Origin of the sequence: Streptomyces sp. NPDC006265, assembly GCF_040613555.1 — a bacterium.
Lineage (GTDB): Bacteria > Actinomycetota > Actinomycetes > Streptomycetales > Streptomycetaceae > Streptomyces.
In genome coordinates this window covers 1-24,896 of the sequence record NZ_JBEXSH010000028.1, presented here as the reverse complement: position 1 = coordinate 24,896, position 24,896 = coordinate 1, and the positions used below count along the sequence as shown (strand labels likewise).

The window sequence follows — 24,896 nt, the reverse complement described above, 5'->3', positions numbered from 1 at the left end:
CTGAACCGGTCCAGCGTCTTCCCGAACTCGGCTGACATGTAGTTACTTCCGCGATCCGAGTGAAATATCGCGTCGGCCGAGAGATTCCGGTTCCGTGCCGCGTTACGGATCGCCCTGGATATCAGTGGGGTTTGGTAGTGGTCGTCCATCGCGTAGCCGATGACTTCCTTCGTGCAGCAGTCGATGACCGTTGCGAGGTACAGCCAGCCTTCCCCGGTCGCGATGTAGGTAATGTCGCCGACGAGCTTTTCGCCGGGTGCGTCAGCGGTGAAGTCGCGGCCGACGAGGTCCGGCACCTGGCCGGCCGCAGCCTGTGTGAGGTTGAACCTCTTCGGCCGTGGCTGGCAGGGCACCAGACCCAGTTCGCGCATGAGGCGGCGGACCAGCTCCACGCCCGCGGCGACGCCCCAGCGGTGCAGCTGGGCCTGGATGCGCCGGTGCCCGTAGGTACTGTCGGACGTGTCGAAGGCTTTCTCGATGAGCAATTTCAGTTCTTCGCGCCGCTGGGCCGTGGCGGATTCCGGGCGGGATCGCCAGTCGTAGTAGCCGGATCTAGAGACGCCGAGTCGGTCGCACATGAACTCGACGCTGTATGCGTACTCCGCAGTATCGAGCCGCATCTCGTCGATGAACTCGTACTTGCTTGCTACCGGGGATCCTTCGCGAAGTACGCAGCGCATTTTTTCAGGAAGGAGTTTTCCATCTCCAGCTCACGGTTACGTCGCTCGAGTTCCTTCAGGCGCGACCGCTCGTTCACCGTCAGTTCTGCATCGGGGGCCGGTTCTTGCTGCTTCTGGTGCTTCTTCACCCAGCCGCGTAGCGTCTCCGAGTTCAGCTCAAGCTCCCGGGCGACTTCGGAGATCGTCTTGCTTGATCTCAACGCGATCTGGACGGCTTCCTCGCGGAACTCCGGCGAGTACTTACTGGGTGGCGCCACTTCTTCCTCGTTTCCTTGTCCAGGACAACCCTATTGGGTGCCTGTCCGGAAACTTCGTGGCCCCTCAGGGTGCTGCTCGGTCTCCGTGCGGGCACTGCTTGGTGTGACGGATGGTGGCATGTTCCGGCTGGCCATCTTGAGGAGGGGGAGTCCTTCCTTGCGGGCATGGTCCGTGAGGCCCGGGAGGAGTTGGGCATCGCTCTCGAAGAGGCGGACTTGGTGGTCGCGCACACGGTCCACGACTACGACCCCAAGACTCGCGAGAGCCGGCTCCAAGTCTTCTTCACCGCCGATCAGTACGCCGGGCGCCCTCATGTCGCGGAACCTGACAAGTGTGCGGAGCTGCAGTGGTGGCCGCTCTCGGCTCTGCCGGAGAAGCTCGTGCGCTACACCCGCCAGGCGCTGATCTGCATTCTGCGGGGCCAGAGCGCGAGCACGCTGGGGTGGCCCGATGCCGGCTGAGGATGAACGCGAGCCGGTGGGGCTGATGGCGCCGGAGGATTACGCGCACTCACGCGCGGTCTTCTGGGGCGGCGCCGCGGTGCTCTTCACTGATGCCGAGGGCAAGGTCCTGGTGTTGGACCCGGCATACCGGCCCGGAAGGCTGCTGTTGCCCGGCGGGGCCGTGGACCAGGCGGAGCGGCCGTCGGCCGCGGCGGTGCGCGAGGTGGCCGAGGAACTCGGGCTGTCCGTCGGTGTACGCCAGCTGCTGGCGGTGGACTGGGTCAGCAGGGGCAATCCGGAGTTCGGGAAGGTGTACGGCTTTCCCGGTGAAACCGTCTCCATTTGGGACGGTGGAGTCCTGGAGGAGAGTGACATCGCCCGGATTCGCTTGCCCGAGGACGAGATCACCTCGTTTGACTTCCTTCCGCCGGCGCAGGCCGCACGCCGGATGCGCCCGATCGAGAGGCGACGGATGCTCGCTGCCTTGCGCGCCCGGATCGACCGTGCCGGACCGGCCGTGCTGGAAGACGGTGAGAGCGTCGGGCTCGGACAGGCACTGCAGCGATTGGACGTCGTCCCCCGTATTGCGATCGGCTATCAGGACATCGCCTGGCACCCGGCCATGGAGCCCGCCGCCGGCCTTCCCGTGAAGCAAGCGTGGGTGTGGGCTTTCGACCCGCTCGGCCGGGTCGTCGTCCTCGTGGATCCGCGCGACGGCCATGTCGTCCTGCCGGGCGGAACGGTCGAAATGGACGACGACGGGCCGATGGCGGCGGCACTGCGTGAAGCCGCCGAAGAGGCGGCTCTGCGCCTCCACGGTGCCGCCTACCTCGGCTACCTCCTCGATCCGGACGGTGCGGTCTACGGCCCAGGCACCGGGGCGAACGCCCGGGCACGTTACATCGCACGCATCGACTCCGTGGGGCCGGCGGCACCAGATGTCGCGACCGGTATCACCTACGGCCGGCTGCTGGTCAGCCCGGTGCAGGCGAGCGAGCTGCTCGGCCTTGGACGCGCCGGAGCTGAACAGGCCGAGTACGCGGCCCGAATGGCGGCAGCCCGCTGGGGAATTCCGCTGAGTCCGCCGCAGGCCGCGATCGAGATCCCCCACACGGGCATGGCGGCGCTCCTGTCTTGACGTCCGCACGTGACGCGCACCTTCGTGCCGGAGTCCTGCCGGCGCGACGCCCTGCACCGCCTTTCTGGCCCTGGAGGAGGACTCTCATGTCCGGCGAACCTGACACCACCGAACAGACTGTCGGCAGCCCTGACCGCGTGGTCACCGACGAGCAACGGGCGTACTGGGCCCAGGTTGAGGCGCCGATGGCCTCCTGCACCGCCTTGATCACCGATGCCGACGGCCGCATTCTCGTGGTCGACCCGACCTACAAGGACGGCTTCGACATGCCCGGCGGCATGGTGGAGGCTGGCGAAACGCAGATCGAGGGCCTGGCACGTGAACTGGCCGAGGAACTCGACCTGACCGGCGTGCCGATCGGCCGGTTCCTCGTCCTGGACCAGGTCCCCGCTGCCCGGTACGGGCGGGCCATGGTCGTCACGGTGTTCCACGTGGGTCCCCTCACCGATCAGCAGACACAGTCCCTGCGCTTCGCGGACGGGGAGATCGGCGCCGCCGAGTTCCTCCCCGTCGAGGAGGCCCTCGCGCGGCTGCCGCACCGCCTCGCCCGCCGCATCCAGGCGGCGCACGCCGCGCTCCTCACTGGTGTGCCTGCCGTTCTGATCGACGGCAAGTCCCACGTCCTGTCCAGCTCGGCCGTGTCGGAGGCGTGGTGAAGCGGCTCCTGAAACGGGTCTGGAAGACGGAACAGACCGTCTCCGAGTCCGAGGTCGCGCTCTTCGGCGGGGCGCTGCGCTACGACTTCGGCTGGGTGCGCCACGAGTACGCGCGACTGGACACCAAATTCGGGCAGGCCGCCCGGATGGTGCCGGCGCTGGTGGGCAGCACCCTGCGCCTGGCCTGGCAGGCGGACCGCCGTGCCCTGTTGACCATCGGGATCGCCGAGGTGGGCCAGAGCATCACCCAAGCCGCCGGGCTGCTGGTCACCAACCAGGTGATCCAAGCCCTACTCAAGGACGGGGACAACGTCTCCCGGCTGCACGCCGCGCTGCCGGCCCTGATCGTCGGCTGCATCATCGCCGTGGTCGGCACCATCCTGGCCTGCCTATCGACGGCGGGCACCGGGCGGCTGGAACCGAAAGTCGAGAGGCTGGCCACCGAACAGTTCCTGGAGGGCGCCGCCCGCGCGGAACTCGAGGCCATCGAAGACGGCGAGTTCCGCACGCTCCTGGACTCCGCGTACTTCGGCGCCCAGTCCTCCCGCACCATGATCGGCGTCTGCGTTGCCGTGGTGAACGGCGTGTTCTCCCTCGTCGCCGCGGCCGGCGTGGTCACGGTCCTCAGCCCCGTCCTGCTGCCACTGCTGCTGCTCATCGCGCTGCCCCGTGGCTGGGGCGCCATGCATGTGGCCCGGCGCCGCTACGCCTCCCGGATGCAGTGGATCGAGCACGAGCGGGCCAAGCGCCTGGTCAACAACCTCATCACCGCCCGGGAATCTGCCACGGAGATCCGCGTTCACCAGGTCGGCCCCTTCCTGCTCGATCACTTCCACGAGATGGGCCAGACCGCCGAGGCCGAACAGACCCGCCTTGCCGACGGCCGCGCGGTCACCGAACTGATTGCCGCGGCCATGGCCGGCCTCGCGTCGGCGGCCACGTTTGCCGGCCTGGGCGTTCTGTGGCTGACCGGCCACATGAGCGCCGCCACCGTGGCCACGGCCGCGCTCGCGATCCGTACCGGCTCAGCAAGCCTCGGTGCCCTCGTCGACAACATCCTGCGGCTGCACGAGGAGTCCCTCTACGTCCGCGACCTCGACCACTTTCGTGACGAAGCCGAACGCCGGGCCATCCCCACGGGCGGCCAGCCCGTGCGCGACTTTCCCGACCAGGTCACCTTCGAGAACGTGTCGTTCACCTACCCCGACCGCGACACCCCCGCTCTGCAGGAGGTAACCCTGACTTTCCCGCGCGGGGCCGTCATCGCCTTGGTCGGCGCGAACGGCAGCGGCAAGTCCACCGCGGTGAAGCTGCTCGCCGGCCTGCACCGGCCCACGGCCGGCCGCATCCTGTGGGGGCAGATCGATCTTGTCGAGGCCGACCGGGTGGACATCTTCCGGCACGTGGCCGCTCTCGATCAGGGCTTCCAGCGCTGGCCCTTCACCCTGCGGACCAACATCCAGATCGGCCAGCCGGAACGCAACGCGGACGACGACATCGCCCGCGCTGCCGCCTACTCTGGCGCCGACAAGCTCGCCGACGCTCTTCCCCGCGGTCTCGGCACCCTGCTGGCCCGGCAGTTCCGCGGAGGCCAGGAACTGTCCGGGGGACAGTGGCAGACGGTCGGGCAAGCCCGGCTGCGGCACCGGCAGGCGAGCCTCGTCATCGCCGATGAGCCCACCTCCGCCCTCGACCCCGAGGCCGAGATCGAGTCCTTCGAACGCATCCGCCGCCTGGCCGACGAAGGCAAGACCGTCGTGCTGGTCAGCCACCGCATGGCCGGCGTCCAGCACGCCGACATCATCTATGTCCTGGACGAGGGACACCTCGTGGAGAGCGGTTCCCACCAGGAGCTCATGGCGCGGCCTGATTCCCAGTACCGGCGCATGTACCTCATGCAGGCCAACCAGTACGGCACCGCCGCGCCACTGGTGCTACCGACTCCCTCGGCCAACGGCGAATCACATGCCGCCAGCACCCCCGACTGACACCCACCACCCGCCGCGCACCGCCCGGCCCGGTGCGCGGCGGCCTAGCAAGTGGGCCGCCGACCCGCTGTGGAGCACGCTGCGCGACCTGCTGGGCTGCCTCGGCGTGATCGCGGCCGGCCTCGCCATCACCACGATCGTCACCCTCCTCACCTCCCACTTCCCCGACCACAGGATCCGTCCGTGACCCACCTCCCGCCCAAGCTCGTCATCGGAACCCGCGACTCCGACCTGGCCCTGGTCCAAGCAGCCCACGTCGCCGGACTACTCGAACACGCCTTCCCCCAAGTCGCCGTCCACGTGACCCCGATGAAAGCCGCCGGCGACCTGCACCAGGGACCTCTCGCGGAGATCGGCGGCAAGGCCGCCTGGGTACGCGAGCTGGACCGGGCGCTGGCCACCGCACGCGTCGATGTCACCGTCTCGTGCGCCAAAGACCTCCCCGGCCCCCCACGAGCGCGGCACCGACACCACCATCGGCGCCGTCCTGCCCCGCGAAGACGCCCGGGACGCCCTCGTCCTCCCGGCCGGACAGCCCGCAGCCACCCTGGACGACCTCCCATCCGGAAGCGTCCTCGGCACCAGCGCGCCCCGCCGCATCGCCCAACTCCGCACCCACTACCCTCACCTCACCATCCAGCCGGTGCGCGGCAACCTGATCCCCCGCCTCGCCCGTCTCGATGCCGGCGAAGGCGACAAGCCGCTCGACGCCCTCGTGGTCTCCTATGCCGGACTGTGCCGGGTGTCCCAGGCGGACCGTGCCACACAGCTCATCCCGGCCTTGGTGCTGGCCCCGGCCACCGGTGCGGGCATGCTCGTCGTCGAGCAGCGAAGCGGCGACACCATCGCCGCCCACCTCCTCGACGCCATCAACGACCCCGCCACCGCCCGGCTGCTGGCCGTCGAGCGTGGCGTCCTCGCCCAGCTCAAAGGCAACTGCCAGACCGCCTGCTCAGTCCACGCCTACTACACCGACAAACCCCACCGGATCAGAGTCGACGCTGCCGTCTTCCACCCCTCCCACGGCGAAGCAATCCGCGTCGCAGCCACCGGACCGGCCGATGACCTCGGCGGCCTCGTGGAGAACATCACCCAGCTGCTGCACGGCGAAGGCGTCGAACGGTTCCTGCCGCGCTGACCCGTGCGGCCCCGGTCGCCAGCGGGAGCCCAACACGGGACGAGACACCGCATGGCGGGGACGTAACAGCCATACCTATGAGGGGGAGTTCGCAGAACGTGCCGCACCGATCCGGACCCCACGCCCCAGGAAGCCTGTGGCGAGACAGAGACTTCCGGCACTATGCCGTCGCCCAGGGCATCAGCGTTACCGGGAGCGGCGTGACCACGATCGCGCTGTCCGTCCTGGCCGTCGTCGAACTGCACGCCTCCACCTTCAACGTCGCGCTGATCGCCTTCGCCTCCAAACTCCCACCCCTACTGCTGTCCCTCCACGCCGGGGTCCTGGCCGACCGCCGACGCAAACGTCCCCTGATCATCACCTGCGATCTGCTCTGCGCCGCTGTCCTCCTCACCCTTCCCACCGCACAGCTTCTCGCCCGCATCACCCTGATCCATCTCTACGCGGTCGCCTTCACGGTGGCCGCCCTGCAGGTCATCTGCAGCAACGCTGCCATCAGCTTCCTGCCCTCCCTCCTCGGCCCGGGACGAATCAAGGACGGCAACGCCAAGATGGGCGCCGGCAACTCCCTGGCCGACCTCATCGGCACCAACTCCGGCGGCGCCCTCGTCATGGCGCTCGGCGCAGCCCGCGCCATCACCGTGGATGCCGCCTCCTACCTGGCCAGCGCCCTGCTCTTGTGGCGCATCAAGCACCGTGAAGACCCGCCGCCACCCCGAAAGGCCGGCACCAGCCAATGGGCCGAGATCCGCGAGGGCCTCACCTACACCCTTCGCACCCCTGTCGTGCGGTCCATCGTGCTGTCCAACACCGCCACCTCCTTCGTCCTGGCCGCCAGTAGCGCCCTCTGGTCGCTGTACTTGCTGCGCGAGCTGCACTGGAGCCCGACAGCCCTCGGCATCGTCATGGGCGCCGGCGGTGCCGACGGCATCCTCGGCGCCCTCGTCTGGCAGCCCCTGGAAGGACGCTGGGGCCCAGGCCCGGTGATGCTCGGAGCGCTCTCCCTCAACCCACTCGCCCAAATCCCTCTGGTTCTCGTCGGACCCGGACTTGGCGGGCAGATCGCCATCGGCATCGGCATGGTCATCCAAACCGGCGCTGCGGTGTGCCACGGCGGACTCCAGAGGGCGGTCCGCCAGGAACTCGCCCCCGACGAACTCCAAGGACGGGCCCAGGCCACCGGAGCGTGGCTCGCCTTCAGCCTGCGACCCTTCGCCGCCCTCGCCGCTGGCGGCCTCGGCACGTGGCTAGGGCTGCACCTCACCCTCACGCTCATCACCGTGGCCCTGGTCATCCCGTTCCTTGTGCTCTGGAACTCACCCGTGCGGGACATGAGGACGGTCGCCCCCGCTGCCCTGACTGTTACCGAGGAGCCCGCGAATCCGTGACGATCAACAACCCGGCCACGTACTGGGATCCGCTGTGGACATCAGGGCGCCGCTACCGCCGCCTCAGTCTCGAAGAGCAGCAGCTGACCGGCCAGTTCCTCGGCGCCGGCCACGGCCGGCCCGCGCTCGACGTCGGCTGCGGCGACGGTGTCCTTGCCCGGTATCTACATGGTGACCTGGGATACCGCACCACAGCGATCGACTGTTCCTCCGCCGCGCTGAAGATCGCCCAGGCCGAGCAGGACACGTCCGACGGTCCGCATTTTCAGCGGCTGGACTTCGAGACCGAGGACATCCGAGCGTTGCCGGAGGCGGGCTACGCCGCCGTCACCTGCCGCTTGGTGTTCGCCTTCATCAAGGACAAGGCGGCCTTCCTCGCCCGCGTCCGATACCTTCTCCCACCTGGCGGGACGTTCTGGGTCGTCACCCCGCTCGCTGAACGCCTCCCGGACGAACGGAAGTCCATCGGGATCAGCCCGCAGCACGCCGAATTGCTGACCGCGTCCTGGTCCTCGGTCCACAGCGAAGATCTGGACACGCTGCGCTGCTACGCGTTGCGCCCCTGACCCGGTCACCGGTCTCTGGTCCCGGAGCTCTGTTGTCCACTCAGGTCAGGACTTCCCGCAGGAGGGTCAACAAGCCCTCCGTGTCGGTCAGATCAGGGACGGCGGCGTCGGCCCCAGCAGCGCGGAGTTCTGCCACCGAGTGGATCCCGGAGGCGACGGCGATGCAGTGTGCCTGGGCGTCATGCGCGGCGCGCACATCGCGGGGCGTGTCCCCGATCAGGACGGTCGGCGAGACGAGTGGGATGCCGTGGGCGGCATGGATACGGGCACGGGCGGCGTCGACGAGACGCGCTCGATCGTCGCTGTCCTCGCCGTACCCGCCAACAGCCATGTCGAGCAGGCCATCAAGCCCGAACGCACGCAGCTTGACGTGGGCATTGGCCGAAATGTTACCGGTGAGGACTGAGGAACAGATAGCTGGGTCCGCCGCGAGTGCCTTCAACGCGTCCTCGACACCGGGCAGGACGTGACCCCGCCGGCGCAGATCCGCCTCGCGGCAACGGCCGGCGTCCTCCAGTGCCTGCTGCGCCCGCTCCCAGTCAGGAACCGGCAAACCGTGCCGGATGAACATCTCGCGCATGATCGCCCGATCCGTACGCCCCTCCGTTGGAGCAGGCAACTCGGCCTCCCGCCCAGCTAGTGCCTTGAAGGCGCTGGCGTAGATCTCCTTGCTCACACCGGAGTTTTCCACAAGGGTGTGGTCCACGTCCCACAACACAATTCGCTGCACGTGACCAGGGTAGGCAGCGTGAACTACCTGTTAAAAGTGGCCTTGTGGGACGTCCTGGCGTCCCGCAAGATCTTGCCGCGTCCCAGGACGTCCTGCGAGGATACGATGGTGAACGAGCGGTTGCGTACGGTGATGCTTCAGCGGCAGATCACCCCAGAGGAGCTCGCGGCCTCGTGCCAAGTTGACGTCAAGACGGTGGAGCGCTGGATCAGCATCGGCCGGCAGCCACTCCGTCGGCACCAATGGGCGGTTGCGAAACATCTCGGTGTGGACATGTCGTACCTGTGGCCGCCTGAGGAGGACGAGGCGCAGGGGCAGCCGACCGAGCAGACCGAACTGGTCGCTGCCTTTCCGAACCGCGCGAGCTTCCCGCAGAAGTCCTGGGTCCGCCTCCTGAAGACCGCTCAGGAACATATCGACGTACTGGTGTTCAGCGGCACGTTCTTCGCGCAGACCAACCCGCGCGTTGCGGCGATGCTTGCCGAGCGCCCCGACGCCGGGGTTCAGGTCCGCCTCTGTTTCGGTGACCCATCGGGCAAGGCGGTCGCCGTCAGGGACGAGGAAGAAGGCATCGGCGGCACCCTCTCAGCAAAGATCAGAGCGTCCCTCACCTACTACCGCAAGCTGATCGGCACGCCCGGGTGTGAGGTGCGCCTCCACGACACGACCCTCTACAACAGCCTCTTCCGCTTCGATGACGTGCTCCTGGTCAATCCGCACGTCTGGGGGCAGCCCGCCAGTGCAAACCCCCTGTTCGAGCTGCGGCGCCTGGAGGAAGACGGCTGGTTCGACCACTACGCCGGCAGCTTCGACGCGGTCTGGGAGACTGCAAAGCCCTGGTCACCCGAGTCCATGTGAGGAGCGCGGCCCGCGATGGGACGTACGGAGTACTGGTACGACGAGAACGCACCCAAGCCGAACACGTTGATCCCGGCGTGCAACATGCTGGTAGTCCGGGAGTCGGACGGGGCGATCCTCCTGCAGCGGCGCCGCGACACAGGGCAGTGGGCTCTGCCCGGGGGAGCCATGGACATAGGGGAATCCCCGTCGCAGTGCGCAGTCCGGGAATGCAAGGAAGAGACCGGAATCGACGCCGAACCCACCGGGCTCCTCGGCGTGTATTCGGTCCCTGAGCATGTGGTGGCCTACACGGACGGGGAGATCCGACAGGCATACGAGGTCACCGTGATCGGCCGGCCGGTCGGAGGCGAGCCCACCATCAACGACGAGGCCGATGGCGTCCGCTGGTTCCTGTCCGGCGAACTGGACTCCTACGACATCCACCACTCCATGCGGAAGCAGATCGCCCACTACCTGGACGGCACGTTCCCTCACGTTGACTGAGCGCCGTGCCCTCCGTTACCGCTCTGCCAAGATCAGCCGGGCTTCAACTCTGTGTACAGCAGCTCGCAGATCCTCATCGGCTCGGCGGATGAATCGGCCGACGACGCTGTCGCGGTCATACCGAGTGACGATCTCCGCCAGCCGGGCATCCACGGTCGTGGGGGTACCGTCCGGGGTGGTGGTCATATCGCAGTACACGAGAGCATCCACCAGCCCGGCGTGGTCGAGGATCGGGAACTCACCCTCCAGCTCTTCCCGCAGCCCGCGCTCTTTCGCCTCCAACAGCGCGTACGAATGATTGGCGACCAGCCGTACCAGGCGCTCGTCCGCGGCCGAACGGTCGCGCAGGTAGCGGGCGCCGTCCAGCGGGTGGAACCCTGTCATGGCGAGCCACGGCGTATAACCAATGTCGTGCAGCATCGCCGCGGCCCACAGGAGTTCCGCATCGTCGCCCAGGATTCCCGCCAGGGACTGCGCCCTTGCGGCAACCCCCTGAGAGTGTGCCCAGCGCCGAGGCAGGGGCTCGGCGAGGAGAGACCCGGCCAGGCCACGGGCCCAAATGGTGAGATCCATACTGGGCAGACTATGACGTCGGGCGTGGGGGCTGGGCGGTGATCGGCCGGACGTCCCGGGCCGTCTTTCGCTTCGATCCCCGGCCGCGATGTCATACGGCATCGTCTCCGGGACGAGCAGCGCGGGGGGCAGTGCTCGGGCTTGGGAGACCGCTGCATGAGCGCGGCGGCGGCTTCGTCGAGGGTGGCCCTCTCGTGCAGCAGGGCGGAGATCACTTGGGTGATCGGCATGTCGACGCCGTGGACATGAGCCAGGGCGAGGATCGCCTCGGCGGATTTGCCGCCCTCGGTGGTCTGCCGGGTGGCGGCCGTCGCCTGTTCGACGCTCAGGCCGTGGCCGAGATGGGTGCCGAAGGAGCGGTTGCGGGAGAGCGGGGAGGAGCAGGTGACCACGAGGTCGCCGAGGCCGGCAAGCCCCGCGAGGGTGGCTGGCTGAGCGCCCATGGCCACAGCCAGCCGGGTGGTCTCCGCCAGCCCGCGAGTGATGAGCATCGCCGAGGCGTTGTCGCCCAGGCCCATGCCCGAGGCGATGCCGACCGCCAGGGCGATGACGTTCTTCACCGCGCCACCCAGCTCGCAGCCGATGATGTCGGTGCTGGTGTAGGGCCGGAAGTACGAGGTGCGGCACGCCTGCTGAAAGCGGCGGGCGGCCGCCTCGTCGGGGCAGGCGACGGTGGCGGCGGGCTCGCCGTCCATGATCTCGCGGGCGAGGTTCGGGCCCGACAGCACCGCGACCCGGTCCGCACTGACGCCGGTCACCTCGGTGATGACCTGGCTCGCCCGCTGCCCGCTGCACAGTTCGATGCCCTTCATCAGAGACACGACCACGGTGTCGGGCCCAATGTGCGGCGTCCACAGAGCGAGGTTGGTCCGCAGGGACTGCGCGGGGATGGACAGCACGAGGTAGTCCGCGCCGTGAAGCGCGGCGGAGGGGTCGGTCGTGCCCGCCAGGGAGGCTGGCAGCTCGACGTCCGGGAAGTAACCAGGGTTGCGGTGAACCGTGTTGATCGCGTCGGCGATCTCGTCCCGTCGCGCGTGCACGATGACGTCGGTGCCGGCGTCTGCCAGGATCTTGGCGACTGCGGTACCCCAGGAGCCAGCCGAGAACACCGCCACACGGGCGGAACGGTGCTGGCTCGCTGCGGGGTCCTCTCGCCGGACACGGGCCCCTCACCGGGGCGGCCGGGCCTGGCCATTCTATCGGCCGTGCCAGGCGTGGCCGGAACGTCGAGGGGCGCCGCAAGGTCAGCAGGACGGTGCGACGGCTCGTCAGCGCGGGCAGGACCCGGTGCGCCTCGCGCAGCGTCTTTCCTCTGTACCTAGACCAGCTCGCGCACTGCCGCTTCCCGTTTCTGCGGCGCGACTGAGGCGTCCATACATGTGCAGCGAGGCCCCGAGTAGCGAGTGAGTGCCTGCCGGAGACCTTCAGCTCACGGCAGACGGGAAACAGCCCCAACGGACTGGAACCTCCACCGGGATCATGTCAACGTACAACGACCTGGAAAACCCCAGGTCAGTGAAGGTATGTGGGCCTCCGGGCCGAACCGTCAGATGGTCGGCCCTCCCCAGTCCACAGCCCGCTACTCGGTGCCATGACTGAGCGCAACCCCAAGGAGGTCCAAGGTCTACCTGCCAAATCCCGCAACCCGATCTGCCCGCTTCACAGCCCCCGTCCTCTTAGCGCTCGGAGCTATGAATGCGTGGATCGCCCGGGGGACGGGGAACTGCAGAGCCCTATCCACCGTGGTCAGTGTCTGCACCGGTGGGCTGTTCGGTGAGGATCTGCTACAGCGCTGACATTGCGTCGCCCCTGCATCGCGGTGCACCTCGCAGCAGTAACTCGTCGGGACCTAGCGACTGGCCGCTCGACCGAAGCCGAATCGGGGCAGCGAGGGACGGGCCCTCGTCGCGCAGGGCGATACATAGCAGATGATCCCCGGTTACCGAAACCCGGGGATCGTGCAGAGCATTGACGGTGTTCGCACGGCTGTGCTTGGCGGTGGAGCCGCAGCGGGCAACGCGGCCACTTCGTCCCCTAAGGTCAAGGAGAGTGAGTATTCTGTCCGATCCGATCAAGAGGCTTCAGCCGAACTCGAAGGGGAAGGTGAGATATCGGTTCGTTGTCGATGTAGGGATCGACCCCGAGACCGGGAAGCGAAAGCAGTTGAGGCGCACCTTCGATTCATTGAAGGAAGCGAAGGCTGAGTACGCGAACATAACTAACCGGCGGAACGAGGGCTCGTTCGTGCCGCCCAACAAGATCACCGTGAACGAATGGCTCGACCGGTGGTTGGCTCTGAAAGCCGATGACCTCGAAGAAACCACCATCTACAGCTATAGGATTACCCTGGACCGAGTTCGGGGGAGACTTGGCAACATCCGCCTCCAGGACCTTACTGAAGAGCATGTGGAAGAGTGGAGAGACTGGGCGCTGACGCATGGCCGTGTGCGTGGCAAAAGGGCTGGGACGCCACTCGGAGTCACAAGTGTGGATATGAGCCTTGCTCGACTGAAGGAAGCTCTAGGGAGGGCCGTTGCCCGGCGGTTGGTGCAGGTGAATGTCGCTGCACACGTGACCATACCCCGTAGGGCGCGCAAAGAGGAGCGGAAAAGTAAAGAGGAGGTGCAGCCCTGGAATGTCCAGGAGGTTCAGAAGTTCATCCAGGGTATTAGGGGGGAGCGTCTATACGCTGCGCTTCTTCTTTCGCTGATGGGGCTCCGTCCAGCTGAAGTCTGCGGCCTTCGGTGGGATGACGTTGACTTGGAAAACGCCACGATTGTCATTGCCAACACGCGCACGATGATGGGCAATCGGTACGTAGTGGAGAAGGACACCAAGTCTCTTGCGGGCGAGCGAGTTCTGCCGCTGCCGGCTCTGGTGCTAGCCGCTCTCAAGGCGTTCAGGGCTCTCCAAGTGGATGAGAGGCTCGCTCTGGGGGAAGCGTACGTGGTGTCCGGCTATGTGTTGGTGCACGAAGCAGGGGATGCCTTCACGATCAAGCAACTTCGTCGGCGCGCGTACCGGCTTATGGAGCTTCTCGGACTCCGTCGCGTCAGGCTCTACGATGCACGCGCGTCGTGCTTTACCTTCCTGGCCAACAACGGTGTCCCGGACCACATCCTCGCGCGATGGGCTGGGCATACGAACGTAAAGACAACCAAGCGGTGGTACGTCAAGCCGGATGTAGAGGATCTTCGCGGAGCCGCCACCACATGGGATGGCCTGCACGGGGTTGCGGAGGAGGAGAGGAGAAGGCGTGACCCATGAGGACTACCAACCGAGTGACTTGGCGAGAGTGGGACGAGGCCCGCTAGGTCCACCCCGGCGATGTGACATCTCGTGACAGATGAGAGGCTCAGACGGGTGAGCGAGACACCACCGAACACCCTGCAATACCGCTTTGACGGGCCAGAAGAGGCCCCCGTCCTGATCTTGGGTCCCTCACTGGGTACCACATGGCACATGTGGGACCGCCAGATCCCCGAGCTGATCAAGCAGTGGCGCGTCTTCCGGTTCGACCTGCCCGGCCACGGCGCCGCCCCCGCGTACCCGGCGGGGTCGGTGGGTGACCTCACCACGCGGCTGCTGGCCACCCTCGAAGGGCTCGGCGTCCAGCGCTTCGGCTACGCGGGCTGCGCGCTCGGCGGCGCCGTCGGCCTCGAGCTGGCCCTGCGCCATCCGGAGCGGCTCGCCTCGCTCGCGCTGATCGCCGCCTCGCCGCGCTTCGGCACGGCCGACGAGTTCCGGCAGCGGGGCGTGATCGTCCGCACGAACGGCCTCGACCCCATCGCCCGTACCTCGCCCGAGCGCTGGTTCACCGGTGGGTTCGCCGCCGCGCAGCCCGCGATCACCGAGTGGGCCGTGCAGATGGTGCGTACCACCGACCCCGGCTGCTACATCGCCTCCTGCGAGGCGCTCGCCTCCTTCGACGTCCGCCCCGAGCTCGGACGGGTCGGCGTCCCGACCCTGGTCCTGGTCGGCTCGGACGACCAGGTCACCGGCCCCGCCGAGGCCCGCACGCTGGTCGCGGGAATCCCGGACGCGCGCCTCGCCGTCGTCCCCGGCGCCTCCCACCTGGTACCGGTGGAGCAGCCCGCGGCCGTCACCGACCTGCTGGTGCGGCACTTCTCCACCGCCTGGCAGCCCGCGTTCGAGACATCCACCGGCCAGAACGCCCTGCCCCCGGCCGCCCTGAAGCCGGTCCTGTCGCCCGCCCCGCCGCAGCCCCTGCAGACCGGGCCCGTCGCCGAGATCGCCCCGGTCGCCGTACCGCCGCAGGCGCAGGGGCGGCCCGACCCGTACGACGCCGGGATCAAGGTCCGCCGCGAGGTGCTGGGCGACGCGCACGTCGACCGGGCACTGGCGCAGGCCGACGAGTTCTCCGGGGACTTCCAGGAGTTCATCACCCGCTACGCCTGGGGCGAGATCTGGGACCGCCCCGGCCTCGACCGGCGCACCCGCAGCTGTGTCACCCTCACCGCCCTGGTCGCCGGGGGGCACCTGGACGAGCTAGCCTTCCACACCAGAGCCGCCCTGCGCAACGGACTGACACCGGGCGAGATCAAGGAAGTGCTGCTCCAGGCGGCCGTCTACTGCGGCGTCCCCGCCGCGAACAGCGCGTTCAAGGTGGCCCAGCAGGTCATCCGCGAGGAGACCACGCCGCAGGAGTGAGCCTCCCCACGGCCCCCGAGGCAGGATGGAGACCATGAAGCTCACGAAGAAATCGCACGCCTGCGTCCGCCTGGAGAAGGACGGCCGGACGCTCGTCCTCGACCCCGGCGGGTTCAGCGAGGAGGACGCCGCACTCGGCGCGGACGCGATCCTCGTCACCCACGAGCATCCCGACCACTTCGACGAGCTCCGGCTGCGCGCCGCGATGGAGGACAACCCGGCCGCTGAGATCTGGACCCTCAAGGCGGTCGCGGAGAAGATCTCCTCCGCCTTCCCCGGCCGCGTCCACACCGTCGGCCACGGCGACACCTTCACCGCCGCCGGCTTCGACGTCCAGGTCCACGGCGAACTCCACGCGGAGATCCACCCGGACATCCCGCGCATCACCAACGTCGGCTACCTCGTCGACGGCGGCCGGGTCTTCCACCCCGGCGACGCCCTCACCGTCCCGGGCCACCCGGTGGAGACGCTGATGCTCCCCGTGATGGCCCCGTGGAGCAAGATCGCCGAGGTCATCGACTACGTGCGCGAGCTGAAGCCGCAGCGCGCCTACGACATCCACGACGCCTACCTCACCGACCTGGCCCGCCCGATCTACGACCGGCAGATCGGGCAGCTCGGCGGCGCCCGGCACCTGCGGCTCACGCCGGGGGACTCCGCCGAGGTCTGAGGCGGCCGCCGGGGGACCGGGCCGCGTTGTCGGACCCGCCGGGTAGGTTGTGGGACATGCGCATCGCGACCTGGAACGTGAACTCGATCACCGCCCGCCTGCCGAGGCTCCTGGCCTGGCTGGAGAGCAGCGGCACGGACGTGCTGTGCCTCCAGGAGGCCAAGGTCGCCGAGGAGCAGTTCCCGTCGGAGCAACTGCGCGAGCTGGGCTACGAGTCGGCGGTCCACGCGACCGGCCGGTGGAACGGCGTGGCGGTGCTCTCCCGCGTCGGCATCGAGGACGTCGTCAAGGGCGTGCCCGGCGACCCCGGGTTCGACGGCTCGGTGGAGCCCCGCGCCATCTCGGCGACCTGCGGCCCGCTCCGCGTCTGGTCGGTCTACGTGCCGAACGGCCGTGAGGTGGACCACCCGCACTACGCCTACAAGCTCCAGTGGTTCGAGGCGCTCAAGGCCGCCGTCGCCGGTGACGCTGCGGGCAGCCGCCCCTTCGCGGTGATGGGCGACTACAACGTGGCGCCGACGGACGACGACGTCTTCGACCCGGCCTTCTTCGAGGGCTCCACCCACGTCACCCCCGCCGAGCGCGCCGCCCTTGCCTCCCTGCGCGAGGCGGGCCTGTCCGACGTCGTCCCGCGGCCCCTCAAGTACGACCACCCGTTCACGTACTGGGACTACCGCCAGCTCTCCTTCCCGAAGAACCGCGGCATGCGCATCGACCTGGTGTACGGCAACACGCCCTTCGCGAAGGCCGTCAGCGACGCGTACGTGGACCGCGAGGAGCGCAAGGGCAAGGGCGCGTCCGACCACGCGCCGGTCGTGGTGGACCTGGACGTCTAGGGCCGGTCGCCTCAGGGCCGCAGCAGCCGTAGGTCGACCGAGTCCGCCAGGGCCGCCAGCCCGGTGTCGCCCGGATGCAGATGGTCCCCGCTGTCGTACGCGGGGAGCATCCGTGCGGGCCGCCCGGGATCACGGACCACCGCGTCGAAGTCGAGCACGCCGTCGAAGACCGCGCCGTCGCGGACCCACGCGTTCACCGCGACCCGCTCGGCATCGACGGCGGCCGTGCACCGCGCCTCGCCCTCACAGGGCAGGATCGTCGCCGCGAGCATCCGCAGCCCCCGGGCGTGCCCGCGCGCCGCGAGCTCCCGCAGCCCCGCGATCACCTGCTCCGCGGAGGTGCCCCACCGCAGGTCGTTGATGCCCTCGAAGACGACGGCCGTACGGGGCGACGGCTGGGCGAGGACGTCCCGGTCGAAGCGGTGCAGGGCGCTCACCCCGGCCGTGTCCGTGGACACCCCGTCGCCGGGGTACCGGTCGGTGACCACGCGGTTTCCCGAGACGCCCAGGTTCAGCACGCCGTAGCGCGGGACGGCGCTCTGCCTCAGGAGCCGGCCGGCCAGCACGTTCGGCCAGCGCCGGTTGGCGTCGACCGTCGACTTGTTCCCGTCGGTGATCGAGTCCCCGAGCAGCACCACGGACCCGGTCCCGCCGCCCACGTCGACCCCGGCGAGCAGCGGCCAGCGGGTGATCACCGAGGTGTACGCCCCGGCGGCGCCCTCCGCCGTGTGGTCGCCGGGCTCGCTGACGTAGGAACGCTGCTGCGCGCGCCCGTGCACGGGCGCCGCGGACACCGTCCCGGGCAGATGGAAGCTCACCAGCAGACTGGTGTCCGCCGGGACGAAGAAGCCAAGCGGATCACTGAACGCCTGCGCCCCGGCCGGGACCGTCACGCCCGCCGCACCGCCGAACGACAGCGCCACCGGCCCGCCTCGGGAGGCCGCGCCGGTCGCCTGCACCGCGACCGTGGCGCTCCCGATCCGTACCGGAGCCGCCGCGAAGGTGTTGTCGAACCGCACCCGCACCCGCGGACCGCCGGCCGAGGTGTGCACCACCAGTCGCAGGGTCCGGTCCGTCCAGGGGCCCACGGCGGCGTAGCCGCCCGTGGCCGTGGCCCAGCTGCCCGTCCAGCCCTGCGTGGCGGTCCGTACCGACACCGCGAAGACGTGCAGCCCGGCCGCGGCGGGCAGCCGGACGGAGGCCACCGCACGGCCCGGAACCAGCGGCACCGTCCCGACGTACAGGCGGGCCTGCCGGGCGAGTTGGCCGCCCGGCGTGTTGATGTGCGGCAGGGCCACCGCCCTGGTCGCGAGCGGCCCGGTGAGCCAGTCGGGCGCGGTCAGCCGGTACCCGGAGCGGGTGCCGTTCGCGTACGTGACCGTGCCCGGGCCGCCCACCTCGGTGCCGGCGGTGCCCGCCACCAGGAAGGCCAGGGCGTCCCCGCGCCCCGTGACCCGGACGTCCTGCCCGGCGGCGCGGACGTTGTCCGGCTCTCCGGGCTGCCGCTTCGGCCAGGTCAGGCGGGCGCCCCGCACGGTGAGGACGCGGCCGGGCGTCCATCCCGCGGCGCCGAGTTCCCGCGCCGGGAGCGAGGTGCCGGAGCCGTCGAAGTCGGCCTCCTCGGGGGCGCCGTCGTCGCTGACCGCCACGTTGTCGAACAGCCGCTCAAGCGGCACCGGCGAGGCCCGCCCCTCCCCGGCGGCATGCGCCGACACCGCCGGGACCAGCGACCCGCACAGGGTCAGGACGACCAGGATCCCCCGGACACATCGGCGCACGGCCGACTCCTCCCGCTCATCGACACACGACGCGACAACAACAAACGCAGGGAACGAACTGCAGAAGTAACGACGGCCGAGACGCAAGACGCACGGTGAAGTTAGGGAGACAGGAGTGCCCCGTCAACGCGCGTCGCGTGAACTCGGCCTGAACCCGACCGGGGTCGGCGGGTCCGCGCGCCCTGTGGTGCGTACGGCGGTACGAATGACACGCTGGACGTATGAACATCCCTTTCCTGGGCAACCGGCGCCAGAAGGTCGGGATCCCCGATCCGGAAGGCATCGCGGAGCTCCTCGCCGAGTGTGAACTGCTCCGCTCCCAGGCGTCCCGGGCGGGTGTCCGGCTGGACGACACGGCGGCCTCGCTGGAGGCGCTCGACCAGCTCCTGCCGCGCTGGCGGGACGACGAGGACACCCTGACCTGGCTCGGCAACGACGCCGGTCTCTACCTGGGCAGCGTCATCGTGAGCACCGTGGAGGGCGCCGCCTGGGAGATCCGTCCCGACGGGCAGCCCGTCGTACGGCTGGACTCCGGCCGTGAGTTCGACGTCGTCGCCTCCGGCCATGAGTGGGCCGCGTACGGGGTGCCCGAGCTGTCGCAGCTGTACGCGGAAGTCGCGGAGTCGTAAGCCCATGACCCCACCCTTTGGCCAAAAGCGCGACGTAAATACGGCTAATGATCGAAAAGTGCGTGTCGCCCGACAAGTCCGATCTTGCATGGATACGTTGCGGCAACCACCACACAGCTGAGAGTGAGTAGGGCTGAGCATGGCCGTCGAGCCGCTGATCGAGCTGCGTGACGTCAACAAGCACTTCGGGGAGCTGCATGTCTTGCAGGACATCAACCTCACCGTCGGCCGGGGGGAGGTGGTCGTGGTGATCGGCCCGTCGGGGTCGGGGAAGTCGACCCTCTGCCGGGCGATCAACCGGCTGGAGACCATCGAGTCCGGGCAGATCGTCCTCGACGGGCAGCCGCTGCCGGAGGAGGGCAAGCCCCTGGCCCGGCTGCGCGCGGACGTCGGCATGGTCTTCCAGTCGTTCAACCTCTTCGCCCACAAGACCGTCCTGCAGAACGTCTCCCTGGGGCAGGTCAAGGCCCGCGGGCGCCGGAAGGAGGACGCCGACAAGCGCTCCCGTGAACTCCTCGACCGGGTGGGTGTCGCCAACCAGGCGGACAAGTACCCGGCGCAGCTCTCCGGAGGTCAGCAGCAGCGCGTGGCCATCGCCCGCGCCCTGGCCATGGAGCCCAAGGCGATGCTCTTCGACGAGCCGACCTCGGCCCTCGACCCGGAGATGATCAACGAGGTGCTGGAGGTCATGAAGCAACTGGCCCGCGACGGCATGACCATGATCGTCGTCACCCACGAGATGGGCTTCGCCCGCTCGGCCGCCAACCGGGTCGTCTTCATGTCCGACGGCCGGATCGTCGAGGACCGCACCCCCGACGAATTCTTCACCAACCCGAGCAGTGACCGCGCCAAGGACTTCCTCTCCAAGATCCTCAAGCACTGAACGGGCAGGCACCGGACGGCTCATCGCATCGGACCTCGACTACGATGTGCCCTTCATCCCTGTCGGAGAGGGGGACTTCGCCGAAGGCCGCCGAATCCGCCGGGGATGAGCAGACCGCCCGCCCGGTCCGCTGGGCATACCCACCGGGTGCGGCCCCACGGCCCGAAGGCCGCGGGGGCGGCGGTTCACATCGGCCAGGCCCGTCCGGCGGCAGCCGGAGATCACTGCTCGCGCAGCGGAACCGACACGTACGACGGGTCGTTCGCCGGCGAGGAGAAGGTCAGCTGCGCGCCGGACGGGTTGTGCTCGATGTAGAGCGGGTCGACCGTGTCGACGACCAGGGCGAGGCGATGCCCGGCCGGGACGTCGTAGGCCGTGGAGTACAGCTCCAGGTCGACGCCGAACGGCTTTTTGGGGGTGCGCCCGTGGAAGGTGTACGGCGCGTGGGTGACCAGCTTGCCGAGGCCGAGTGGCCCCACGTCGTACAGGTAGGCGACGAGGGTGCCGCTCTCCTTGGTCGGGGTGAGGGTCGTGTGCAACTTCGTCGTCCCGCGCACCTGTTGGGCCATGGCCGACTTCTCCGACTGCCAGACGGCCGCCCAGCGGCGGGGGAGCAGCGGGATCGAGGCCATCGGCGGCAGCTGGGCCACCTGGTCGAGGATGCTGGACAGGAAGACGACACCGCCGTCCGCCCCCGAGTTCACGTTCGCGCGGATCGTCTTCGTGCCCCCGAGGGTGATCTTCCGGTCGGTCGCGCCGGCCGACTTCCAGTCCGGGTAGCCCTCGTAGCCGCCCGAGGAACGGGACTTGAGCTGGACGGGCTGCTCGCGGTCGATGCCGTTGTCCTCGCCCCTGAGGTAGTGGTCGAACCAGCGCCCGGTGTCCTTCCACACGTCGTTGGGCAGCCCGAACAGGCCGGTCAGCTCGGCGGTGGCGTGGTCTCCGGGCCGCATCTCCAGCCGCTTCGGGCCGGTCAGCTTCTCGTAGAAGTCGGCGCACTGGTTGGGCGGGAAGACGCTGTCGCCCCAGGCGTTGGCGAGCATGATCGCCGCGCCGTTGTCGTTGATCCGGTCGACGTAGGTCGCAGCGGAACGTTTCTTCCCCCAGGTGACGAGTTCCGGCTCCTTGGCCAGGTTGGAGGCGTAGAGGTCGTCGAAGGTCTGCCGGAGTTCCGCGCTCTGGCGGCCCGTCACCACGCTCGCGCCGTCCAGCAGGGCGGCGGCCTGGAGGTGCTGGGTGCGCCCGGCGTAGATCGAGCCGATCAGGTCGGCCCAGCCGCTGAGCGAGGCGACCGCCTTGATCCGCTTGTCGTGCGCGGCGGTGAGCAGGCTGATGCCCGCGCCGTAGGAGACGCCCGCCATGCCGATGTGCCCGGCGTCGGCGGGGGTGTGGGCGAGCGCCCAGTCGATGACCTTCGACGCGTCGGCGACATCGGGTGGGCCCGCCACTTCTATCTCGCCGCCCGACTGCCAGAAGCCGCGCACGTTGTAGGTGACCACGACGTACCCGGAGTCGGCGAGTTTCTGTGCCTGGGCCAGGTACTCGACCTGGGGCAGACCCCAGCTCGTGGGCATGACGACCAGCGGGTAGCGGTCGGTGGCGCCGGCCCCGGACGGGGTGACGACGTTGGCCTTGAGGACGGTGCCGCCGTCGCCGGCGATGTCGACGAAGCGGACGGGGTCGGGGGCCGCCTGGGCGGTGGGGGCGAATCCGAGGGCGGTGCCGGCGACCAGGGTCGCCGAGACGGCGCCTACGGCGGTGGTGCGCAGGGCCTTGCGGTGGGGCCCGCCCGTCGCCCGCCGCCCCCCTGTTCGAAGGCGCTTCGCGCCCCTTGGATCCATCGGTCACTCCTCACTCGAGTCAGTGCAAAGTGACCGAACGGTAACCTCGGCCCCTTACTGGGGGTAACCCGTCGGTAAGTTACGTGCCAGTAACGATTGTTGAGCAGTGGAGGGCTTCAGGAGGCGCGGTGTGTATTGCGTGGATTCGTCGCTGCGGCGGCGGGCAGCGCGGTCTGCGCCGCGCGCGTCACGTCCTCCACGAGTTCGACCACGTCCGGGCCGTACGCCTGCGAGTTGATCACCTTGAGCAGCAGCACGAACGAGCTGTTGCCGTACTTGCGGGTCAGGCGCTCGTGGTTGCGGGCCAGGTATCGCGTGGTCGCCTGGTTGGTGATCGAGGTCTGGCCGCAGAACAGGAACACGGGACGGGTGTTCTGGCTGCGCTCCGCCGTGACCCGGGCGAGCAGCGCGTACTCCTCCCTGCCGTTCTCCACGCGGTAGCGCTCGGAGCCGACCTGGAACGCGCCCCGGTCGGGGCCCGGTTCGGAGTCGACGTTCACCCGCACCCCCGGCAGCAGGGAGGACAGATGGGCCGCCATCCGGCGGTTGGACGCCGGGCCGCCCACGCAGAACTCGGTGCGCTCCCCGAAGCCCTGGCGTGCCGTGTCGTGCGGGAGTATCTGGGCGTGGGCGTTGCAGTCCTTGATCAGCGCGGCCAGTTCGAGCAGGGCGAACACGTCGTAGCGCATCACCGAGAGTTCGGGGCCTGCCGCGCCCCGGTTCACCACCAGCAGGGACTCGGAGTTGTCCGGAAGCCCGAAGAACACCTGCTTCCTGCGGAGTTTGCGCCGCCACAGGTAGGTGCGGGCCACCCAGCCGAGCGCGGCACTGATACCTGCCGCGACCACACCCAGAACGATGTTGCGCACGTCGTCACTCATGGGCGCGCATGGTAGCGGGCCCGACGCACCGGTGTTCGACGCCTGCCTGACGCGGCCATGGCGATGAATTAAGCTGCGCGGACGGCCTTTGACTGGAGGTGCGGATGCGTCGCCCTGTCGCACGGAATCTGACGGTCCTGGCGGTTTCGGCCGCCGTGGTGGTGTCGGTGGGAGCGGCGGCGCCGCCACCCACCGCGCAGAGCCCCGGCGGTGGGAAATCCCCGCTGGCCGTCGGCTACGGGGGCGCCGTCTCCAGTGTCGATCCCGACGCCTCCGCCGCCGGGATCGAGGTCCTGCGGAAGGGCGGCAACGCCGTCGACGCCGCCGTCGCCACGGCCGCCGCGCTCGGCGTCACCGAGCCCTACTCCGCCGGCATCGGCGGAGGCGGCTACTTCGTCTACTACGACGCCAAGTCCCGCACGGTACGCACCATCGACGGTCGCGAGACCGCCCCGCTGAGCGCCGACGAGAACCTGTTCACCGAGAACGGCAAGCCCCTCGCCTTCGCCGACGCCGTCAGCAGCGGCCTGAGCGTCGGCACGCCGGGCACGCCCGCCACCTGGCAGACGGCACTCGACCAGTGGGGCAGCAAGCGGCTCGCGAGTGTTCTGAAGCCGGCCGAGCGGCTGGCGCGCGACGGTTTCACCGTCGACCAGACCTTCCGCTCGCAGACGGCGTCCAACGAGGCACGCTTCCGCTACTTCCCGGACACCGCCGACCTGTTCCTGCCGGGCGGACAGCTCCCCGTCGTCGGCTCCACCTTCAAGAATCCCGATCTCGCCCGCACGTACGCGGAGTTGGGGCGCAAGGGCGTCGACGCGATCTACCGCGGCCGGCTCGGCCGGGACATCGTCGACACCGTCAACAAGCCGCCGGTCGATCCCGCCTCGGGCTGGAACGCCCGGCCCGGCGACCTGACTGCGAAGGACCTGGCCGCCTACCGCACCAGGCTCCAGGCGCCCACCAAGACCTCGTACCGCGGCCTCGGCGTCTACTCCATTGCGCCGTCCTCGTCCGGCGGTACGACCGTCGGTGAGGCGCTCAACATCCTGGAGCGGACCGACCTGTCCAAGGCGAGCAAGGCGAAGTACCTGCACCGCTTCATCGAGGCGAGCCGGATCGCCTTCGCCGACCGCGGGCGCTGGGTGGGCGACCCCGCCTTCGAGGACGTGCCGACGAAGGAACTGCTGTCGCAGCGGTTCGCGGACTCGCGCGAGTGCCTCATCAAGGACGACGCGGTGCTGACCAGCCCGGTGGCGCCCGGCGATCCCCGTGATCCGCAGCGCTGCGGCTCCGGCGGCACGGCGGCTCCGACGACGTACGAGGGCGACAGCACCACGCACCTGACGGTGGCCGACAAGTGGGGCAACGTCGTCGCCTACACCCTCACCATCGAGCAGACCGGCGGCAGCGGGATCACCGTCCCCGGGCGGGGGTTCATCCTCAACAACGAGCTGACGGACTTCTCCTTCGCCCCGGCGAACCCGGCCGTGCACGACCCGAACCTGCCGGGGCCCGGCAAGCGGCCGCGGTCGTCGATCTCGCCGACGATCGTGCTGGACCGCCACCACCGGCCCGTGGTGGCGCTGGGGTCGCCGGGTGGTGCGACGATCATCACGACCGTTCTGCAGACGCTCACCGGGTTCGTCGACCGGGGGCTGCCGCTGGTCGACGCGATCGCGTCGCCGCGGGCCAGCCAGCGCAATGCCGCGCAGACGGAGCTGGAACCGGGGCTGTACGACAACGCCGGGTTGAGGAAGCAGCTCGAGGCGATCGGGCACTCCTTCAAGGCGAACCCGGAGATC

General features: G+C 69.1%; 24 protein-coding genes and 2 pseudogenes. 18 read left to right on the top strand and 8 right to left on the bottom strand.

Going from position 1 to position 24,896, the window contains the following annotated elements; translation table 11 throughout:
• Both ABZ281_RS04855 and ABZ281_RS04850 read right to left on the bottom strand, forming a co-directional pair.
• On the bottom strand, positions 1 to 680 hold a 680-nt coding region (locus tag ABZ281_RS04855; RefSeq protein ID WP_356652133.1), incomplete at its 3' end, for an IS3 family transposase.
• Complete coding sequence (locus ABZ281_RS04850; protein ID WP_356652131.1) at positions 647 to 937, bottom strand: transposase; 291 nt, start codon at positions 935 to 937, stop codon at positions 647 to 649. The genes ABZ281_RS04855 and ABZ281_RS04850, both read right to left, overlap by 34 nt.
• A 69-nt stretch (positions 938 to 1,006) precedes the next feature.
• Between ABZ281_RS04850 and ABZ281_RS04845 the strand changes: the two genes are divergently transcribed.
• From ABZ281_RS04845 to ABZ281_RS04805, 9 genes and pseudogenes are all read left to right on the top strand, one after another.
• Positions 1,007 to 1,399: an NUDIX domain-containing protein gene (locus ABZ281_RS04845; protein WP_356652129.1), complete on the top strand. Its 393-nt coding sequence runs from the start codon at positions 1,007 to 1,009 to the stop codon at positions 1,397 to 1,399.
• Positions 1,389 to 2,519, top strand: coding sequence for an NUDIX hydrolase (locus ABZ281_RS04840; protein WP_356652127.1), 1,131 nt, complete (start codon positions 1,389 to 1,391; stop codon positions 2,517 to 2,519). The genes ABZ281_RS04845 and ABZ281_RS04840 overlap by 11 nt, the downstream gene beginning before the upstream one ends.
• Positions 2,520 to 2,605: 86 nt before the next feature.
• On the top strand, positions 2,606 to 3,175 hold the full coding sequence (locus tag ABZ281_RS04835) for an NUDIX hydrolase (RefSeq protein WP_185006813.1): 570 nt from the start codon (positions 2,606 to 2,608) through the stop codon (positions 3,173 to 3,175).
• Positions 3,172 to 5,163, top strand: coding sequence for an ABC transporter ATP-binding protein (locus ABZ281_RS04830; RefSeq protein ID WP_356652125.1), 1,992 nt, complete (start codon positions 3,172 to 3,174; stop codon positions 5,161 to 5,163). The genes ABZ281_RS04835 and ABZ281_RS04830 overlap by 4 nt, the downstream gene beginning before the upstream one ends.
• The gene (locus ABZ281_RS04825; protein WP_164784874.1) at positions 5,141 to 5,350 is read left to right on the top strand and encodes a hypothetical protein; all 210 of its coding nucleotides are present in this window, start codon (positions 5,141 to 5,143) and stop codon (positions 5,348 to 5,350) included. Before ABZ281_RS04830 ends, ABZ281_RS04825 begins: the two co-directional genes overlap by 23 nt.
• A pseudogene (locus ABZ281_RS04820) lies at positions 5,347 to 5,550 on the top strand (hydroxymethylbilane synthase); the annotation flags it as partial. The gene ABZ281_RS04825 and the pseudogene ABZ281_RS04820, both read left to right, overlap by 4 nt.
• 25 nt (positions 5,551 to 5,575) lie before the next feature.
• Positions 5,576 to 6,301 (top strand): hypothetical protein, encoded by a 726-nt coding sequence (locus ABZ281_RS04815; RefSeq protein ID WP_356652122.1) that lies wholly within the window; start codon positions 5,576 to 5,578, stop codon positions 6,299 to 6,301.
• Between the two features lie 77 nt (positions 6,302 to 6,378).
• Positions 6,379 to 7,689, top strand: a complete 1,311-nt coding sequence (locus ABZ281_RS04810; RefSeq protein ID WP_356652120.1) for an MFS transporter — start codon at positions 6,379 to 6,381, stop codon at positions 7,687 to 7,689.
• The gene (locus tag ABZ281_RS04805; RefSeq protein ID WP_307169349.1) at positions 7,686 to 8,255 is read left to right on the top strand and encodes a class I SAM-dependent methyltransferase; all 570 of its coding nucleotides are present in this window, start codon (positions 7,686 to 7,688) and stop codon (positions 8,253 to 8,255) included. Before ABZ281_RS04810 ends, ABZ281_RS04805 begins: the two co-directional genes overlap by 4 nt.
• Positions 8,256 to 8,295: 40 nt before the next feature.
• On the opposite strand, the gene ABZ281_RS04800 is transcribed toward ABZ281_RS04805, so the two are convergent.
• Positions 8,296 to 8,985 carry a haloacid dehalogenase-like hydrolase gene (locus ABZ281_RS04800; protein WP_356652118.1) on the bottom strand — a complete coding sequence of 230 codons (690 nt, stop codon included), beginning with the start codon at positions 8,983 to 8,985 and terminating at the stop codon, positions 8,296 to 8,298.
• Positions 8,986 to 9,093: 108 nt separating this feature from the next.
• On the opposite strand from ABZ281_RS04800, the gene ABZ281_RS04795 reads away from it, so the two are divergent.
• Both ABZ281_RS04795 and ABZ281_RS04790 read left to right on the top strand, forming a co-directional pair.
• Positions 9,094 to 9,843 (top strand): XRE family transcriptional regulator, encoded by a 750-nt coding sequence (locus ABZ281_RS04795; RefSeq protein ID WP_356652137.1) that lies wholly within the window; start codon positions 9,094 to 9,096, stop codon positions 9,841 to 9,843.
• Positions 9,844 to 9,858: 15 nt separating this feature from the next.
• Positions 9,859 to 10,329 carry an NUDIX domain-containing protein gene (locus ABZ281_RS04790; RefSeq protein WP_356652116.1) on the top strand — a complete coding sequence of 157 codons (471 nt, stop codon included), beginning with the start codon at positions 9,859 to 9,861 and terminating at the stop codon, positions 10,327 to 10,329.
• A gap of 15 nt (positions 10,330 to 10,344) precedes the next feature.
• On the opposite strand, the gene ABZ281_RS04785 is transcribed toward ABZ281_RS04790, so the two are convergent.
• Both ABZ281_RS04785 and ABZ281_RS04780 read right to left on the bottom strand, forming a co-directional pair.
• Positions 10,345 to 10,902: an HD domain-containing protein gene (locus tag ABZ281_RS04785; protein ID WP_356652114.1), complete on the bottom strand. Its 558-nt coding sequence runs from the start codon at positions 10,900 to 10,902 to the stop codon at positions 10,345 to 10,347.
• Positions 10,903 to 11,036: 134 nt separating this feature from the next.
• Positions 11,037 to 12,011: pseudogene (locus ABZ281_RS04780) on the bottom strand (NAD(P)H-dependent glycerol-3-phosphate dehydrogenase); the annotation flags it as partial.
• Positions 12,012 to 12,951: 940 nt separating this feature from the next.
• Here ABZ281_RS04780 and ABZ281_RS04775 point away from each other — a divergent pair.
• From ABZ281_RS04775 to ABZ281_RS04760, 4 genes are all read left to right on the top strand, one after another.
• On the top strand, positions 12,952 to 14,169 hold the full coding sequence (locus tag ABZ281_RS04775; RefSeq protein WP_356652112.1) for a tyrosine-type recombinase/integrase: 1,218 nt from the start codon (positions 12,952 to 12,954) through the stop codon (positions 14,167 to 14,169).
• Positions 14,170 to 14,265: 96 nt separating this feature from the next.
• Positions 14,266 to 15,573: a 4-carboxymuconolactone decarboxylase gene (gene pcaC / locus ABZ281_RS04770; RefSeq protein ID WP_356652110.1), complete on the top strand. Its 1,308-nt coding sequence runs from the start codon at positions 14,266 to 14,268 to the stop codon at positions 15,571 to 15,573.
• 34 nt (positions 15,574 to 15,607) lie between these two features.
• Positions 15,608 to 16,243, top strand: a complete 636-nt coding sequence (locus tag ABZ281_RS04765; RefSeq protein WP_356652108.1) for an MBL fold metallo-hydrolase — start codon at positions 15,608 to 15,610, stop codon at positions 16,241 to 16,243.
• A gap of 56 nt (positions 16,244 to 16,299) precedes the next feature.
• Positions 16,300 to 17,079, top strand: a complete 780-nt coding sequence (locus ABZ281_RS04760; RefSeq protein ID WP_356652106.1) for an exodeoxyribonuclease III — start codon at positions 16,300 to 16,302, stop codon at positions 17,077 to 17,079.
• 11 nt (positions 17,080 to 17,090) lie between these two features.
• Here ABZ281_RS04760 and ABZ281_RS04755 read toward each other — a convergent pair whose 3' ends face one another.
• Positions 17,091 to 18,818 (bottom strand): SGNH/GDSL hydrolase family protein, encoded by a 1,728-nt coding sequence (locus tag ABZ281_RS04755; RefSeq protein ID WP_356652135.1) that lies wholly within the window; start codon positions 18,816 to 18,818, stop codon positions 17,091 to 17,093.
• Between the two features lie 260 nt (positions 18,819 to 19,078).
• Between ABZ281_RS04755 and ABZ281_RS04750 the strand changes: the two genes are divergently transcribed.
• Together ABZ281_RS04750 and ABZ281_RS04745 are read left to right on the top strand one after the other, a co-directional pair.
• Positions 19,079 to 19,486, top strand: a complete 408-nt coding sequence (locus ABZ281_RS04750) for a DUF6278 family protein (RefSeq protein ID WP_356652104.1) — start codon at positions 19,079 to 19,081, stop codon at positions 19,484 to 19,486.
• A 139-nt stretch (positions 19,487 to 19,625) separates the two neighbouring features.
• Positions 19,626 to 20,369 carry an amino acid ABC transporter ATP-binding protein gene (locus tag ABZ281_RS04745; RefSeq protein WP_356652102.1) on the top strand — a complete coding sequence of 248 codons (744 nt, stop codon included), beginning with the start codon at positions 19,626 to 19,628 and terminating at the stop codon, positions 20,367 to 20,369.
• Between the two features lie 221 nt (positions 20,370 to 20,590).
• Here ABZ281_RS04745 and ABZ281_RS04740 read toward each other — a convergent pair whose 3' ends face one another.
• Positions 20,591 to 22,210, bottom strand: a complete 1,620-nt coding sequence (locus tag ABZ281_RS04740) for a CocE/NonD family hydrolase (RefSeq protein WP_356652100.1) — start codon at positions 22,208 to 22,210, stop codon at positions 20,591 to 20,593.
• A 116-nt stretch (positions 22,211 to 22,326) separates the two neighbouring features.
• On the bottom strand, positions 22,327 to 23,091 hold the full coding sequence (locus tag ABZ281_RS04735; protein ID WP_356652098.1) for a hypothetical protein: 765 nt from the start codon (positions 23,089 to 23,091) through the stop codon (positions 22,327 to 22,329).
• A 104-nt stretch (positions 23,092 to 23,195) separates the two neighbouring features.
• Between ABZ281_RS04735 and ggt the strand changes: the two genes are divergently transcribed.
• Positions 23,196 to 24,896 (top strand): gamma-glutamyltransferase (gene ggt, locus ABZ281_RS04730; protein WP_356652096.1); only part of this gene is annotated, 1,701 nt, incomplete at its 3' end.